The organism is Moorena sp. (genome assembly GCF_982860115.1).
Map to the genome: position 1 here is coordinate 1 of NZ_CEYLVT010000174.1, position 16,103 is coordinate 16,103.

The 16,103-nt window shown below is 44.1% G+C and carries 9 protein-coding genes; 1 reads left to right on the forward strand and 8 read right to left on the reverse strand.

Going from position 1 to position 16,103, the window contains the following annotated elements; genetic code table 11:
- Positions 1-177 precede the first annotated feature (177 nt).
- The 7 genes from aroB to AC4II3_RS23895 form a co-directional block, all read right to left on the reverse strand.
- Positions 178-1,302 (reverse strand): 3-dehydroquinate synthase, encoded by a 1,125-nt coding sequence (gene aroB / locus AC4II3_RS23865; RefSeq protein WP_488011852.1) that lies wholly within the window; start codon positions 1,300-1,302, stop codon positions 178-180.
- Between the two features lie 161 nt (positions 1,303-1,463).
- Entirely contained in the window at positions 1,464-3,851 is a 2,388-nt protein-coding gene (locus AC4II3_RS23870; RefSeq protein WP_488011850.1) for an ATP-dependent Clp protease ATP-binding subunit, read from the reverse strand.
- A gap of 143 nt (positions 3,852-3,994) precedes the next feature.
- A complete protein-coding gene (locus tag AC4II3_RS23875; RefSeq protein ID WP_488011848.1) occupies positions 3,995-5,629 on the reverse strand; it encodes a beta-barrel domain-containing protein in 1,635 nt (544 codons plus the stop codon).
- A gap of 408 nt (positions 5,630-6,037) precedes the next feature.
- Positions 6,038-9,016: a peptidase domain-containing ABC transporter gene (locus tag AC4II3_RS23880; RefSeq protein WP_488011846.1), complete on the reverse strand. Its 2,979-nt coding sequence runs from the start codon at positions 9,014-9,016 to the stop codon at positions 6,038-6,040.
- A gap of 457 nt (positions 9,017-9,473) precedes the next feature.
- The gene (locus AC4II3_RS23885; RefSeq protein ID WP_488011844.1) at positions 9,474-10,205 is read right to left on the reverse strand and encodes a peptidylprolyl isomerase; all 732 of its coding nucleotides are present in this window, start codon (positions 10,203-10,205) and stop codon (positions 9,474-9,476) included.
- Positions 10,206-10,877: 672 nt separating this feature from the next.
- Positions 10,878-11,750: a PEP-CTERM sorting domain-containing protein gene (locus tag AC4II3_RS23890; protein ID WP_490722906.1), complete on the reverse strand. Its 873-nt coding sequence runs from the start codon at positions 11,748-11,750 to the stop codon at positions 10,878-10,880.
- A gap of 192 nt (positions 11,751-11,942) precedes the next feature.
- Positions 11,943-12,410 (reverse strand): hypothetical protein, encoded by a 468-nt coding sequence (locus tag AC4II3_RS23895; protein ID WP_488011840.1) that lies wholly within the window; start codon positions 12,408-12,410, stop codon positions 11,943-11,945.
- An 829-nt stretch (positions 12,411-13,239) separates the two neighbouring features.
- On the opposite strand from AC4II3_RS23895, the gene AC4II3_RS23900 reads away from it, so the two are divergent.
- Positions 13,240-14,697 carry a dolichyl-phosphate-mannose--protein mannosyltransferase gene (locus AC4II3_RS23900; RefSeq protein ID WP_488011838.1) on the forward strand — a complete coding sequence of 486 codons (1,458 nt, stop codon included), beginning with the start codon at positions 13,240-13,242 and terminating at the stop codon, positions 14,695-14,697.
- A gap of 311 nt (positions 14,698-15,008) precedes the next feature.
- Here AC4II3_RS23900 and AC4II3_RS23905 read toward each other — a convergent pair whose 3' ends face one another.
- Positions 15,009-15,713: a choice-of-anchor E domain-containing protein gene (locus AC4II3_RS23905; RefSeq protein ID WP_488011836.1), complete on the reverse strand. Its 705-nt coding sequence runs from the start codon at positions 15,711-15,713 to the stop codon at positions 15,009-15,011.
- Between the last annotated feature and the right edge of the window lie 390 nt (positions 15,714-16,103).

The following is a 16,103-nucleotide window of genomic DNA, read 5'->3' on the forward strand; positions in this document are numbered from 1 at the left end:
TTCCCATAGTGTCGTAAAAAAGATTCTATATCCAAGCTAACCTGCGGAATGTGGGTTCAAAGACTGACGCAACACCAATAAAAGTACCTAGTCACCCCTTTCTCAAAAACCTACCCTTGTAAGCTACTCCCGATTCCCGATTCCCGATTCCCGATTCCCGATTCCCGATTCCCTTTCCTATGGCTGTATTTGCCGAAGCACCTCCCTAATCACATCAGTTGGCACCTGATCTGTCAAGGTTACTTCACCAATCTTGGTAGGCAAAACAAATCTTACCTTACCCTCTTTTACTTTCTTATCCGTTTGCAGGGTATCAATAATGGCATCAATATCTAGCCCACTGGGTAACTGAGTAGGTAGTCCAGCTTTTTTGATTAAAGCATCCTGGCGTTCGGCATCTTCTGGCTGCCACATCTGGAGTGCCACAGCAATCTGGCCTGCGGCTACCATTCCAATCCCTACCGCTTCCCCATGATTCACTAACTTGTAGCCAGTTAAGCTTTCTACGGCATGACCAATGGTGTGACCATAGTTCAAAATTGCTCTGATGCCAGCTTCTTTCTCATCCTGACTGACCACATCCGCTTTAGCTTGGCAAGACCGAGACAGAATTGTTTCTAATAAATCCTTCTTCAGGTAACGCAATTGGTCAAGTCGCTTCGATTCCTCTAGTTTGGCAAAGAGCTGTTCATCCCAGATAATCCCATACTTAATCACTTCTGCCATCCCTGCTCGCAATTCTCGGGCTGGCAATGTTTTTAATACCGAGGGGTCTATTAAGACAAATCGTGGTTGATGGAAAGCACCGATCAAGTTTTTGCCCTTGGGATGATTGACCCCGGTCTTGCCACCAACTGAAGCATCAACCATGGCCAACAGCGATGTGGGTACCTGAACGAAATTAATTCCCCTTAGCCAAGTGGCAGCTGCAAATCCTGTCATATCCCCAATTACTCCACCGCCCAATGCCACTAGAGTCGAGGAGCGTTCTAGGCGGTTTTCTAGGGCAACATCATAGATCTTTTGGATAGATTTGACAGTTTTGTATCGTTCTCCAGCAGGGAGGGTGAGGCTGGATACCTGATATCCCACTAACTCCAAAGCTGCGATCGCTCTTTCCCCATATCTTCGGAAAATCGCTGGATTCGATACCACTAAAACTTTTTTCCCCAACTGTAGACGGCTCATCCAAACCCCAATATCATCTAAGCCACCTGTGGTCATTTTGCCATCAGGAAGGTGTTGTGCGATCGCAATATCATAGGAATGTTCTGGTAGAGCAACGGGAATAACTAACTTCATGAAGAGGAGCCTTTTTCCTTGTGAACTATGGCGCTATATATATCTACTAAAAATAAATATGTAGATGTAGATATATATATTAGAGGGGTTACAGGCCACCCCTCTACACATCCAGCCTTTAAAGTCCAGCCTGGAAGGAAATTTGGCATCACTCCTTAGCACTAGCAAACACCAACTGGTTGCAGCAGCCGCTTTTGGGCGTTACCAGATAATACGGTAACCTGACCGTGCTCATCCACATCAACAATTGCTGTATCACCCTCTTGAATCTGACCAGATAGCATGGCTTCGGCTAAGCTATCTTCTAACAAGCTCATAATTGCCCGTCGTAGAGGTCTAGCACCATAGCTCGGTTCGTAGCCTGCTGTGACTAAGTGGTCTTTGAAAGCCTCTGTGACTTCCAGGATAATTCCTTTCTCTTGTATAGAGCTAGAGATTTCCTGGAGCAGAATTTCAGCAATTTCCTTAACTTCATTCTTCTTGAGCTGACGGAAGACAATTATCTCGTCAAGGCGGTTGAGGAACTCAGGACGGAAATAGTCTTTAAGATTTTCATTGACCTGAGTGCGGATCTGGTTGTATCTAGACTCCTCTTGGTTATTTGATGACTCAAAGCCAAAAGCACTACCTCCTTTTTCAATCACTTTAGAACCGATATTGGAGGTCATGATTAATAGTGTGTTCTTGAAATCTACAGTACGACCTTGAGCATCGGTTAAGCGACCATCATCTAACAGTTGCAACAGTACATTGAAAACGTCAGGGTGAGCTTTCTCGATTTCGTCAAATAGTACCACCGAGTAGGGCTGGCGTCGCACAGCTTCAGTCAGTTGACCGCCTTCGTCATACCCCACAAACCCTGGGGGAGAACCAATCAGCTTGGAAACAGTGTGGCGTTCCATATATTCCGACATGTCAAGGCGAATCATCTTGTCTTCTGACCCAAACAGGTAGGAAGCCAAGGATTTAGCGAGTTCCGTCTTACCAACTCCAGTCGGACCAGAGAAGATAAAGCTAGCAATCGGTCGATTGGGATCCTTTAATCCAACTCTTGCCCGACGAATTGCCCGAGACACAGCAGTAACAGCTTCGTCTTGACCAATGATCCGCTCGTGCAAGGTTTCTTCCAAGTGCAGCAGCAGAGCTGATTCAGATTCCGTCAGTTTATTGACCGGTATCCCAGTCCAAGACGCGACGATGTGAGCAATGTGTTCTTGATCCACAATCGGAATAGTTGGAGATTGGGGTAAGTTATCTTCAATTCCCTCACTCTGCCACTCTGATTCTGCTCTAGCCCTTGAGGAAGGTTTTGAGTGCATCAAGTGAACCCGACTGCCAGCTTCGTCAATCAAGTCAATGGCTTTGTCGGGTAAATAGCGGTCCGAGATATAGCGGTCTGACAATTGAGCTGCAGCCAGTAACGCTTGGTCGGAAATCTGGACTTTGTGATACTCCTCGTAAGTTGAGCGCAAACCATGGAGTATGTCAATGGTATCCTCTACAGAGGGTTCCGAGACCATGACTGGCTGGAAACGACGTTCTAGTGCTGCGTCTTTCTCGATATACTTCCGGTATTCATCGAGAGTAGTAGCTCCCAAGCACTGGAGTTCACCTCTAGCTAGAGCAGGCTTAAGGAGATTAGCCGCATCCATACCCCCTTCTAAGGATCCAGCACCGACTAAGGTGTGAATTTCGTCAATTACTAGGATAATATTCCCGGATTGCTGGACTTCAGACACAACCTGCTTGAGCCGTTCTTCAAAGTCTCCCCGGAAGCGAGTACCAGAAACCAATAAAGCCATATCTAGGCTAATCACTTGTTTGTCTGCCAACAGCTCCGGAACATCTTGAGATATAATCCGTTGGGCTAGACCTTCTGCGATCGCAGTTTTCCCAACTCCAGGTTCCCCCAGTAATATCGGGTTATTCTTGCTACGACGACCTAAAATCTGCACCACCCGCTCGATTTCCTGCTGACGACCAACTACCGGATCCAGTTTGCCCTCTGCAGCTAACTTGGTCAGATTAGTCCCAAATTCTTCTAAGGTAGCTTTCTGGTTTTGAGTATTCCCTATAAACGATGAACCTTTTCCCTTAGCAGTCGTTGCTGCTGTTAATTCTGCTATCGTACTAATGACATGGGTGCGTAATTCTGTTAAGTCTACACCCAGGTTTACCAGTACTTGACTCGCAACGCTGTTGCTGTCGTGAATAATAGCTAGCAACAAATGTTCAGTATCGATGTAGTTGTGTCCTAGTTGCTTAGCTTCCTGGAACGATTGCTGGAAAATTTGTTTAGCTTTGGGGGTGAAAGGAAGTTCTGAGCTAACCATTCTCGAACCCCTACCCACAATGTTTTCTACCGAGTAGCGAGCATCTTCGAGGGTAACACCAAAATCACTCAGCACTCTGGCTGCCACAGCTGTTCCTTGTGCAATCAAACCCAACAAAAGTTGCTCAGTTCCTACGAGGCTTTGTCCCAAGCGACGGGTTTCCTCCTGAGCCAGCATGATGGATTTGATCGCTTTATCTGTAAAATGTTCAAACATCCCCGGTTCACCTTACCGAATTTAAGCAGTGGGTGAAATATCACCCTGGTGTAAAGTTTTATGTACTTTACATTCACCAATGTACCCATCTGTGCTTAAATTCAGCAGTCGGTAGAACCGTAATCTTGAGGAGTGGTTGCCGCCTAACGCATTTTGGTCAAGCTTTCAGTTTTATCCAAAAACATCTCGGTGAAAATACTCATCACTGTTCGCTTACGCACCCGGATATTGGCACTGATAGACATACCCGATTGCAATGGCTCTTTTTCGCCATAAGCAGTAATGAACTGTTTATCCAATTCGATTTTGGCAGGGAAAGTATAGTCTTGACGCAATTCCGCCGGATCCGGTGGTAGGGCATCAGAACCAATAGATATTACCTTCCCTTTTACATCACCAAACTCACTAAAGGGAAAAGAGTCAACTCTGACTTCGGCTTCCATACCTGCTTTCACAAACCCGATGTCTCGGTTGGTAAGAAATACCTTAGCAATCACAGAGCTACCGGGAACAATTTTGAGCACTGGCTCACTGGTATTGGCAACAAAACCAGGAGTTGAGGGTTGCAAATCAAAGACTGTTCCATCCACAGGAGCTCGTAGTTCTTGATAGCTTAGGGTTAGTTGAGCCTGCTGCAACTGGCTATCAATTTCCGCCATCTGTTTATTGTTATCAACAATGCGTTGATTTAATTGACTGATGATGCTAGCTATTTGGGTGTTTATGCTATCAATCCTTTCTTTATTTTGGGCCATCAAATCAGCCAGTTCTCGTTGAGAAGAGGCAATAGTATTGAGTAGACTCGCTCTGACCCCAGCAATTTCTTTTTGCAAGCGTTTTTCTTCTTCAATCCTAGAGTTTATCTCAGTTTGGCGATTTTTGACCTCATTTTCCTGCCTCAAGAACTGAATCTTAGAAAACCCCCCTTGTTCATACAGGGGTCTGAGATCTGCAAGAATACCCTGCTCAACACTCAGGATATCTCTGCCATTGGCAAGTTGAATCTGATTTTGTTTGAGCTGTTCCTGTAGGGAGCCAATTCTACTCTCAAGTTCAGCAATCCGAGCGTCAAGTGCAGAAGTCCCATATTGTAAACGAATTCGTTGTTCAGGGCTAAGATTAGCGATAGAGGAACCTCCACTCAGTTGAGCGCGATAAAGTCCAATTTCTGCCAGTACCGTGTTTCGACTAGCGATCAGAGAAGGCAATTGTGAGGACAGTTGTATGTCCAAACCTGGTGGTGGTACAGGTGGATAAGAAGGATTACTAATTGCAGCTTGATAAAACTGGTTTTCTCTGATTAAGGTAGCGCGACGTTTGTTGAGAGACGTCAGTTGAGCCTGAGTAGCTTTGGGCTCAAACGAAAGGAGTAAATCCCCTTTTTTAACCGGCTGTCCTTCCTTGATATGAATGTTTGTCACCACTCCACCCACAGGAGCTTGGACTTCTTTAACTGCACCTTGTGGCTCTAGCTTGCCCCGAGCGGGAACGGCATAGTCAATTTTGGCAAAGTAAGCCCACACCACACCAAAACTGGTTAGACTCAACAGTGCCCAGAGAATGGCATGAGACCAATGGGGCGATTGTTCTAGAATAACTGGCTGGTCGAATTCGAGGTGACTATTAGAAGCACGATGTCTGTCCCTGGTGTCTTGAGGAACTGTGGTTTTGCTCATAGTACCCACAGAACCTAAGTTTATTTTTGGATTTCGTTTGGAACCATTGCCATTACCATTGCCATTACCATTGCCATTACCATTGCCATTATATTGGCTCATCGTTATTAGCTCCTGCTATTGGTTAATACTTGGGTATTGGATGAATTATCAAGGATAAAAAAGAAAGAATGAAGGATAAAGGATGACGAATTAAGGATAAAGGATGACTAATGAGATAATTATCGGGTTGACTAATTAAATTTAGTAACTAATAAAAAAACTGACTCATTGATCATTTTTATCACTTACTTTAGGGGGAGTTAGCCAAAACTTCTCGCTCTCAATTTAACGCTTGCTGTAAAAGTAACTACCCGACCACTAGTATTTTTTTATCCTTGAGCCTAGTCTATCCGACACCAAGGGTTAAACCAAATAGCAACTGCCGAGACAATACACACTTAATCCTTCACCCTTAATCCTTAATGCTTAACCCTTCATGGTTAATCCTTCATCCTTCACCCTTGATAGCTACATTTGAGCATCTTGTTGCATGTAGAGGCAATAGTAACGACCTTTCTGAGCCATCAGTTCATCATGAGTGCCTTGCTCTACTATTGAACCCCGATCCATCATCAAAATGATATCAGCGTTACGAATGGTTCCTAGGCGGTGGGTAATGAACAATACCGTGCTTTGTTGAAAAGCTTCCGCTAGATTTAAACACACTTGCCGCTCGGTGTCATAATCGAGAGCGCTGGTGGCTTCATCTAATATCATTAACTGGGGTGATTGCAAAATCGTTCTGGCGATCGCAATACGCTGTCGTTGTCCCCCGGAAAGACCTGAACCCCTTTCACCAACGCTGCTATTGTAACCCAAAGGCAAGTCCATGATAAAATCGTGGGCTACTGCTATCTTTGCTGCCTGAATAATTTCCTCACTGTCTGCATCAGGATTGGTCAGAGCAATATTCTCTTGAACGCTTCCCTCAAACAACAGGGTTTCCTGAGGCACAATCCCAATCTGACGCCGCAGGGAATAGAGTTCGACTTTCGAGATATCGTAACCATCGACAATGATGCGACCGGACTCTGGAGCATAGAGTCTAGCCAAAAGTTTGGTCATGGTACTCTTACCGGAACCACTTTGACCCACAATCCCTACAAATGAACCAGCTGGAATCTCCACGTTAATGTTATTCAGTTGCATTGGTCCACTCTTGGCAAAGCGGAAGGAGAGATTTTCATAGCGAATGTCTCCCCTGACAGAGGGCAAGGGGATATTACCCTGGTCTGCTTCAGCCACTTCTTTTGGTGTATCGACAATGTCACTGAGGCGTTCGAGGGATAGGGCTGTAGACTGGAAGTTTTGCCAAAGTTGAGCTAAACGCAGCAAGGGACTGGTAACGTAGCCCCCAATAATCCGAAAGGCAATCAACCCCCCTAAGCTTAATTGTCCATCTAGTACTAGATAGACCCCTACCCACAGCACAAGTAAACCAGAGAGTTTGTTCAAGAAGGTGCTCATAGAACTGGCAGCAGTAGAGGTTAGCACATTCTTGAAGCCTTCACTAACATAGCGCCCATATTTCTCTTGCCATTTCCAACGCGATCGCAATTCAATATTCTGGGCTTTGACGGTGGAAATGCCAGATAAGACCTCCACTAGATAGGATTGGGTTTGAGCATTCCGTTCCGCTTTATTCCGTAGCTGTTGCCGCACAATTGGGGAAACGATCAGGGTCAGGATCATGAACAAAGGAATCACTGACAAAGTCACCAGGGTCAGCACCCAACTAAACATGAACATGACCACGATGTAGATTACAGAAAAGACTGAATCTAACACCACGGTTAGGGCTGTCCCAGTCAAAAAGGAGCGGATATTTTCTAGCTCATTGATGCGAGTAGACAACTCCCCAACGGGTCGTTTCTCGAAATAGTTTAAGGGTAAGCGCAACAGGTGGTCGATAATCTCGGAACCAAGAGACATATCGATACGGTTGGTCGTATCTACAAACAGGTAGGTACGCAGGGTGATTAAAACCCCCTCAAAAACCGACACCACCAACAGTAAAATTCCCAGTACTTGCAAGGTATCGGTACTGTTTTGGGATATCACTTTGTCAATGAGTACCCGGATAATCAAGGGATAGGCGAGACCTAACAGTTGAACAAAGAAAGAAGCAATTAAAACTTCCGCCAATACCTTGCGATAACGAACGATAGAAGGCCAAAACCAACTCAGACCAAACCGCTGGGTAGGGGTGTCTTTGGTAGGTTTTAACAGAAGTACCTGCCCGCCTTCTCCCCAGTTTTCTTCAAAATGTTTGGGTTTAAGCCGTTGGATTCCCAACTGTGGCACCGCCAGCACTATTTGCCGTTCACTGGCTTCATAGAGAATAGCTAAGCTATCGTGCCACAATAGCATCGCTGGGGTCGGTAAACGTTTGATAGCGTTAGCTGGTACTGTTGCCAGTTGGGCAGTTAATCCCATCAGTTCTGCCACTGCACCACAGTTCTGAAGGGAGATTTGACCGGTGCGAGCATGCTGGTTTTTTAGCACCTTCCGTATACTATCTTTGCGGAAAGGCATTTTAAAATACTTACTCAGCATTTGGAAACAAGCCAAGGATTCCTGCACCACTCCTTTACCCCGTATAAAAGGGAATTTTGTAGGAGTAGTCTGCTCAGTGTAAATCGTCTCCGGAGCCTCATCCGGTCGGTCTGGAGCCTGGGGAATATCGTCTTGAGGTATACTGCGAATTGTATCGCTAGGCTCAGCCAGGGTTTCCGAGTCAGTAGCGGTTTGCTCAGAGAAAATAGCTTCTGGAATTCCCACCAAGCGCGTTGCACCATGACCATTGACCTGTAAGCTAGACAATGCGTCCGAACTCAGACAAGACCCTACTGGTAAATTGGCGGCTGCTCCTCCACTCACAAACCATACTCGATTGGGGTCGAGTTGGCTTGACATTTGCTTGCCCCGAGGTAGGTTATAAACTAAAGCGTCTGACCAGGCTAACAGGGCAAGTGCTTTGAGGTCAGTCTCTGCCTCAGCCCGACGCCCCAACTCTGTTCCCAAAAGATCAAAGATTTCCACTAGACCACAACGGGCTTTGAAGGCATCTGAGAAAGATTTTTCTGTATCTAGCAGCGCTAAGAAGTCAGCCGCATTGATGGTGACACAAACCGTTTCCACCGATGCGATCGCAGTTTCACAAGGTATGCCCCTGACCAAACTGACCCACCCAAGAATCGCCCCTGGTTGTAGTAATTTGAGGGTTGTGGGGGTTTGACGGCGTTGGTCATAGCCAATTAGACGGGCTTTGCCTTGGAAGAGAATTGAGACTTGGCCTGGCATTTTATCCCTGACCACAATTGTCTGGCCCATGCGGTAGCGCAACAGTTGGCAACTAGTGGACAGTTTTTGCCGTGCTGCCCTTGACAATTGATTGAACGGCGAAATACCAGCTAGAAACTCTTGAATTGTTGTTGTATAAGTCATTGAGCCTCTTAGGATTTGAGATTAGTTAGCTTAAATTTGAGATTAGTTAGCTTAAATTTAATAACAGCTTCTCATGGGGTATTTATGAGGATATGCTATAAATATTAGGTCTGTCTTTTATGTAAAGACTCTACAGAGCACCCTAGGACTTGCTTAGCGCTTCTTTCATTAAGAAATGTAACTAGTTGGCTATGCTATGATGGTGAATAGGGAAAATATATTGAGACTAGCCTTAAACAACAAAAATTTACCCGATCACCATAGACTACTGATCATTTAGCCACGGCACAGTTTCAGGATTACCATATCTGCAAGCTAAACGGGTTTTTCCGAATCTTCTCAATCTGGCGCGAGATGATAAAACTATTAGCCAAATCCCGCCCATGTTCCCCAAAATCCGGAATCTTAGCCGCTGTCTTTAGTTTATTGAGTTTAGTTTCATAAGAGAGTAAAGTTGTTAATCTAACGCTGCTAATTGCTGATTCAGTTGCTCACTGAGCCAGGTGCTGAAACATTCATTCAGCAGTCGCTGGCGCATCGAATCATCTAACTGGGCTGGCATAAACTTCTCCAAACGCACGATTAACAGCCATTCTCCCAAGCGTGTCGGTGGGAACAATTGTCCAGGTTGGCTCAGGCGAAGCATTTGGGCTAACGCGGGGTGAGGTACGCTCAGTTCAACTGGACCGATTAATCCCCCAGTTTGAGCTTCTGGTCCTTGGGAATATTCCCTGGCTAGGTCAGCAAAAGACTCTTCTCCTTCTTGAATGCGGAAATAGATTTCTTGGGCTACCCCTGGGTCTTTAGTCCGAATCAGGGAATAAATCACTCGGTCTAATTGTCCCTTCCGTTCCAGAAAATAAGATTCCAGTTTGTGACTCCAGGTTTGTTGTTTGTATTTCTCAATCAGAATACTTCGTACCGCTAGGGCTTCTAATTGAGCTGGATTCATACCACGCTGCTTTAGCCAAGCCTGTTTAGCCGTCTCGTCAATGAGCTGATTTTTTTCCAAGAACTGCTGATAGGCTTGAGCCTTCTCTTCTGGTGTGCAGCTTGTGGTAGCCACTGCCTCGTCAATGATAATCTCACGGATTAACGGTGGCAGCAATTGGTAACCAGCTAGCAGGGGAACTATTTCTTCTGCACTAATGACGCGATCGCCTATTCGTAAAACTGTAGTTGTCCCCATAAGAAATGTTTGGCTTTGTGGTAGCGCGGTTGTAGATATGATATTAGATATCGCCCACTGTATATTATAATTCCTAAATTTCAAGCTTCAACAGTACAGTTTTTCCACAAAAGCGCGAAACTAGGGCAAACGGTAAAGCGCTAATCGGGAATTGCTACTGGGAAACTGACTACTGACACCACACTACTTGTGATCATGCCAAAGTTGCAGTAATGGGATTGATTGTGCCTTCGGAGCTTTTAGTTATTGCTTGAGGGTCAGTTCTAAGCAACTGGGCTGACCGCTGATAGGTGATAGCTGAGTACTCGCCACTTGGTATCACTATATATTAAGTTTTACAAAGATTTTGTAACGTCAAAACGTTCTGATCAAAGGCTATCAAATAACAAAATCAGGATCAAAGACCCTAGAGCACCGAGCTATTATAAGGCTATAACAAGAAGTTGCGGAGATTGATATTACCTTGGTGACTGATTAGCCGAATAGCTATCATTCCAGAATAACATAATTCTGATTTTAGAGCATGTGTAACTAAACTCAGAGATTGTCCTGCCGTTGGGATAGGTGTGAAGCGAAACTATTGCATAATATAAATCGTCCATGGCCTTCTGTCATGATTATCATTACTGAGCAACCAAAACTCGCTGCTTATCGCTCTAGTTCATTGGCCTGCTAGATCTGTGTTTTACTAGTTCCCTCACACTTTTGTTTGTGTTTTTTCAACTGAGTTCTCACCCCTAAAGCCCCAATGGCTAGTAACCCCAATACAGAGGTTGGTTCTGGAACTGAGGTAGGATCAGTTGGTTCTGGAACTGAGGGGGGATCAGTTGGTTTTGGAACTGAGGGGGGATCAGTTGGTTTTGGAACTGGCGGGGGATCAGGTATGTCGAGTCTGACTACATTGACATTATCGATTAGTACTCCTGAATCAAAGGCACCATCCCCAACATCTGTTACACCTATGGTCACAGTGTAGGTTCCAGAGGAAGCAATTTTCTGAGAGTAGGTGTTAAAACCAGTTTCATTAACAAACGGTGTCATGGAATCAGCTAATACTGAGAAGGTATCAGCCAAACCATTCACCTGACCGGAAATTCCTACAAAAGCGAAGTCATTAAAATATTCAGAACCGAAATCATCTGTGAGGAAGTTGTAATCGAAATTAAGAACATCTCCTGCAACTGCTGTAAAGGTAGTTCTGATTGCTGATCCTTCAAACACCTCCCCCTTGCCATTGCCGATCTGATCCAGCCCTGTAATGTCGAGCTCTAGAAAATTGGCTAGCTCCACGAAGTTCTCTTTTTCTTGGGGAAGGAATGTATCTAGCTGGGCATAGAAACTGCCGTCAGTAGGTTGACTACCAAAACCTGCGGTGCGAACAGAAGCACTGCCCAATGTTTCCCAGCCCGTGAAATCGTTTTCAAAACTACCATTAGTGATAATGGTGGCTGAGGCAGGATTAGTATCAAATAAACTGGCCACACCGATCAGGCTGACAATACCTGTTCTCAAAGAGAAGCGCTTGTAGTTTTTAAGGTGAAACATATTTATTATCTTTGTTGAGAACTAGAGATTAGTCATTGGTAGATGCTTCCCAGTTCCAAAATGGATATTTTTTCCGAGTAGACGCTGGAAACCCATCTGACAGTCTTGGGTTTAAGACTGAGCGGATTGCTGATTGGTTCCACACCTATCCTCGAAGCTAATCGTGACAATTCCCGCATCACCTGTGGTTAATCATCCGATGATGAAATCGCCATCAACTATATCTATATCTATATCGTTTGCATCAACATTTTTTAGGATAGCTAATGTTCTGAAGGGGGTGTCCCCTTGAAGACCATCTTGATCTACTCTAATATAAGTATCTGAACCAAACTGATTAATTTCTAACCAATCTTCAACACTGGCATCTGAATTCAAACCTTCACTTTGAACAAGATTCCAAAAGAAACTAGAGGTTAGAACCACAATATCTTCATCGTTGGGATCGAAGTTTTCGATGATGTCCGTCCTTTGAGAAAAGTCAGTATACCAGGTCATATCACGATCATCATCATAACCAAGGTCGATAAAGTCAACTCCGACACCTCCGAATACAATGTCAGCCCCTTCTCCGGCGTCGATATTATCTCGCCCAGGGGTACCTGTGAGCCAGTCGTCGTTGTCTGTGCCATTTACTTGATTAAGAAGTGGGATTCTCATAAGTGTTTAGTATGTGCTAACTCCGTGGGCTTTTGATTGTTTTAATCATTGACTTTAAGTCATTAGCAGAGGCATATTTTTCTCTATTAACGAGAAAATAATCTTTACTGCTACTGAGGGTTTAGAGTGGCAGCACACCCAGGGATAATTCTTCTCAAGTAGAAAAACTAGTTTTTCTACTTCTCCATAAAAACCAGATAAATTCTACCTCAACTTTTCCCACTATAAAATCATTTTTCAGCCTAAAAACATCCCCCATTCATAATCTTTACGAACAGTTTAAAAATAGTGATAGTTTGTGTAAAAAATGTGAAGCAATTTTTTCATAATAATGAAAGGTCCAGTGGTGATGCCTATTATTAATTTTTCAATCCAGTTAGAGGAAAATCCGGAATACTTGTCTGATATTTTTTTGGTTATATCACAATTGTATAGGCACGAGGGAGAAACGAAGGGAGGATAAGCGTGCAAAAAAGTTAAAGGGATTAAAGAGATTAAAGGGAACAAAACAATAACAAACACAAAAGGGTTAAAAGTAATAAAAGGGATAAATGATCCCAATTTCATTTATCCGAGCTACAGATGCTGATCAGGTATAAGTTACAGGTTGCAGGTGATCAGCTTACAGGTGATTAAGGTAGTGTGCATTTAATTGGCATATTCTATACTTTCGGAATTAGGGAAGGCAGACAAGGGGGATAAAGGGGCAGTGTTGTATTTCCACTGTGATCTCTGTTCCGACTGTTCCCCCAGAAAAAAATTTCTGATCAAGGTCTCCTCTCGTCCAGATTGAGTGTGCTATTGACCGATAACTCAAGCCTCGATGGTGATGATTTTGCCAAAAAAGCCGTCTGATTCGTCTATCCCCTGGTTTAGCATTGGCATAACTGCCATTGTTTTACTGTCACTCGCCCTGCGATTTTGGGGACTGGGTCGATTTAATCGCCTGGTATTCGATGAAGTTTACTACGCTATATTTGCCAATAACTACTTAACTGGTACTTCCTTTTTCAATCCCCATCCTCCCCTAAGTCAGTACATCATTGCCATTGGCATCTGGATTGGCTCTCACCTACCTTTTGGACAGGATACAGTTAACGACCTGACGGGTTCGTTACGCTCTACCTGGAGTTACCGATGGCTGAATGCCCTGACGGGTTCTTTGATTCCGATCGTAGTGGCGGCTCTGGCTTATCAACTCAATCGACGTCGCAGCTATGCCTTGATTGCTGCTCTGTTTTCAGCTACTGATGGTTTATTCCTAGTAGAATCCCGCTATGCCCTCAACAATATATATTTAGTGATCTTGGGATTACTGGGTCAGTTGTTTTTTCTGCTGGCTCTGAATCATCACGGTGCAAAACGCTGGCTGATGCTAATCCTATCTGGTGTGTTTTTTGGTGCTTCCGCAGCCATTAAGTGGAATGGCTTGTGGTTTTTGTTAGGCATTTATATCCTATGGGCTGTTGCTTGGATATGGCAATTATTCAGAACTTATTTTGGCCAGAAAACCCGTATTCGCCCCATACCATCGGGACGCCATCCATTACAGAACCTGACGGAACTGAATGTCGGGCACATCCTGCTGAACTTGGTAAGTTTACCAGCTCTGACCTACAGCCTGCTGTGGATTCCTCACTTACTGATGAATCCTACCCCTGGATTCTGGGAGTCTCAAGTCAAAATTTTAACCTTCCATCAAAATGTGGGCAGTGGTACTGACGTCCATCCTTACTGTTCCCGCTGGTATAGTTGGCTGTTAATGTGGCGTCCGGTTGCTTACTTCTATCAAACTGCTAGTCACAGCCCTGAGGCTGTTCCCACTGACTCCCCCTTATCGGCTGGTACGAGCAGTGTAATCTATGATGTCCATGCCATAGGCAATCCTTTCCTATGGTGGCTCTCCACTACAGCAATTTTGTTGCTGCTGCTGCTGTTAACCCAACGCATGTTAGAAGGGGTGGGCTGGAAATCTATACCAACCTCCTATAGCTGGATTACCCTCTATTTGATCGTAAACTACGCCGCTAACCTATTGCCCTGGACGAAAGTGACTCGCTGCACGTTTCTGTATCATTATATGGGAGCTTCAGTGTTTTCTGGATTAGCACTAGCTTGGCTAGTTGACCGCTGGCTACACAGTGAGCAAAACCAGTATCGTAGTGCTGCTGTCACCGTAATCTTGGTAGTTCTACTGGCTTTTATATTCTGGTTACCAATTTACTTAGGTCTACCCTTGTCTGAGTCAGGTTATCAGCTGCGGATGTGGTTCCGTTCCTGGATTTAGGGAAAATTTATTACTATCAGGGTTCAGCACCTATTGATGTTTTAGATAATGAGGAATGGGAAGTTTGTGACTATTTATTTTCCAGGCTTTTGCTGGTATATCATAATAACAGAAACCAAAATAGCGCTGAGCACTTCCAGAATGATATTAGTAAAAGACTTCAAATCCAAAACCATCAAGTATTCAAAAATGAGACCGGCTGAAAACGTTATATCGATGATTTTTTACACATCTAAGGAAACCGAAACAGCCTGAAAATAAGTGGCTTTAAAAGCTATCACTTAAAGCAATTGAAAATTGGATATTAACAATTAACAATATTCCTTTCGTTTCCAGAACAGTTTTAGTCCTGCGACTAAACCTAAGCCAAGGACACTCGACGCTTCTGGTACTGGCTCTGGTTCTGATGGTGTGTAGTCGTAAGTAACCTTAACATCCGCTTCGGCTTTTGTTGCGATCGCATTGACGATATTAGCGGTTCCGGTAACAATTGATATGGTTTCCGCAGAGAACAAAAAGTCTACGGGGTCAGTGCCTAGGAAGGCATTAAACACTGAATCATTTGTGAAGGTTTTTTCACCGGATACATCACCGGTTAGTCCGATGAATGAAACTGCAGACGGACCCTGAAAATCTGTTGTGCCATCATAGGCAGCGACTTCCGCTGAATCTCGTACTGTTGCTGTTTCTGTGAACAGGGTTGTATTATTTGGTCCTACCAATGTGAATAAGCCTTCCAGATTCCAAGTCAGAGTTGCTGGCTGTGCGTCTAGGCTTTCACTCCGTGCGTCTCCTGACATTCGCCCGTTAAATTCTATGGTCACGGAATCAAGGGTACCGAGACTAGTGTCGAAGGGGTTGATAACAGGTGTCAGAAGCTCGTCAGTGATATTTGTCGGCATCAGTGGCACTGATGCGGATTGAACGATAGTGGCACTTTTAGCAGCAGTAGTAGTTGCCACAATACTGCTTAATACAGAAACAGTAGCTACGCAAATCAGATATTTGGTTTTCATTGATGTGAAATTCAATCTTCATTTACAAGTTAATCATTTTTTTTTAAAATGGCAATTTTTATTGGAAATTTATGGGCTTATAAAATAAAATTAATTATCCGAAATTATTCGGATTAAAAGTTTGATGAGTTGTGGTAATCTTTTGGTTTTTTAAATTTTATATTTTTTTTGATTATACAAAAAAAGCCAAAACAATATTTCAGGGTATACTAACCCCCTCACAGGGGTAGGTTTTTTACATTTGGGTAAAACATGGGACGACCCAGAGGGAGAGGAAAAGAAAAACAACGAACAAGCGATGCAGCGCGGTCTTGGGGGTTTCCCCCATGAGCGACTGCATCAAGACAATGATGATTTTAACGACAAATTAAGTATATTTTCTTATCCCCC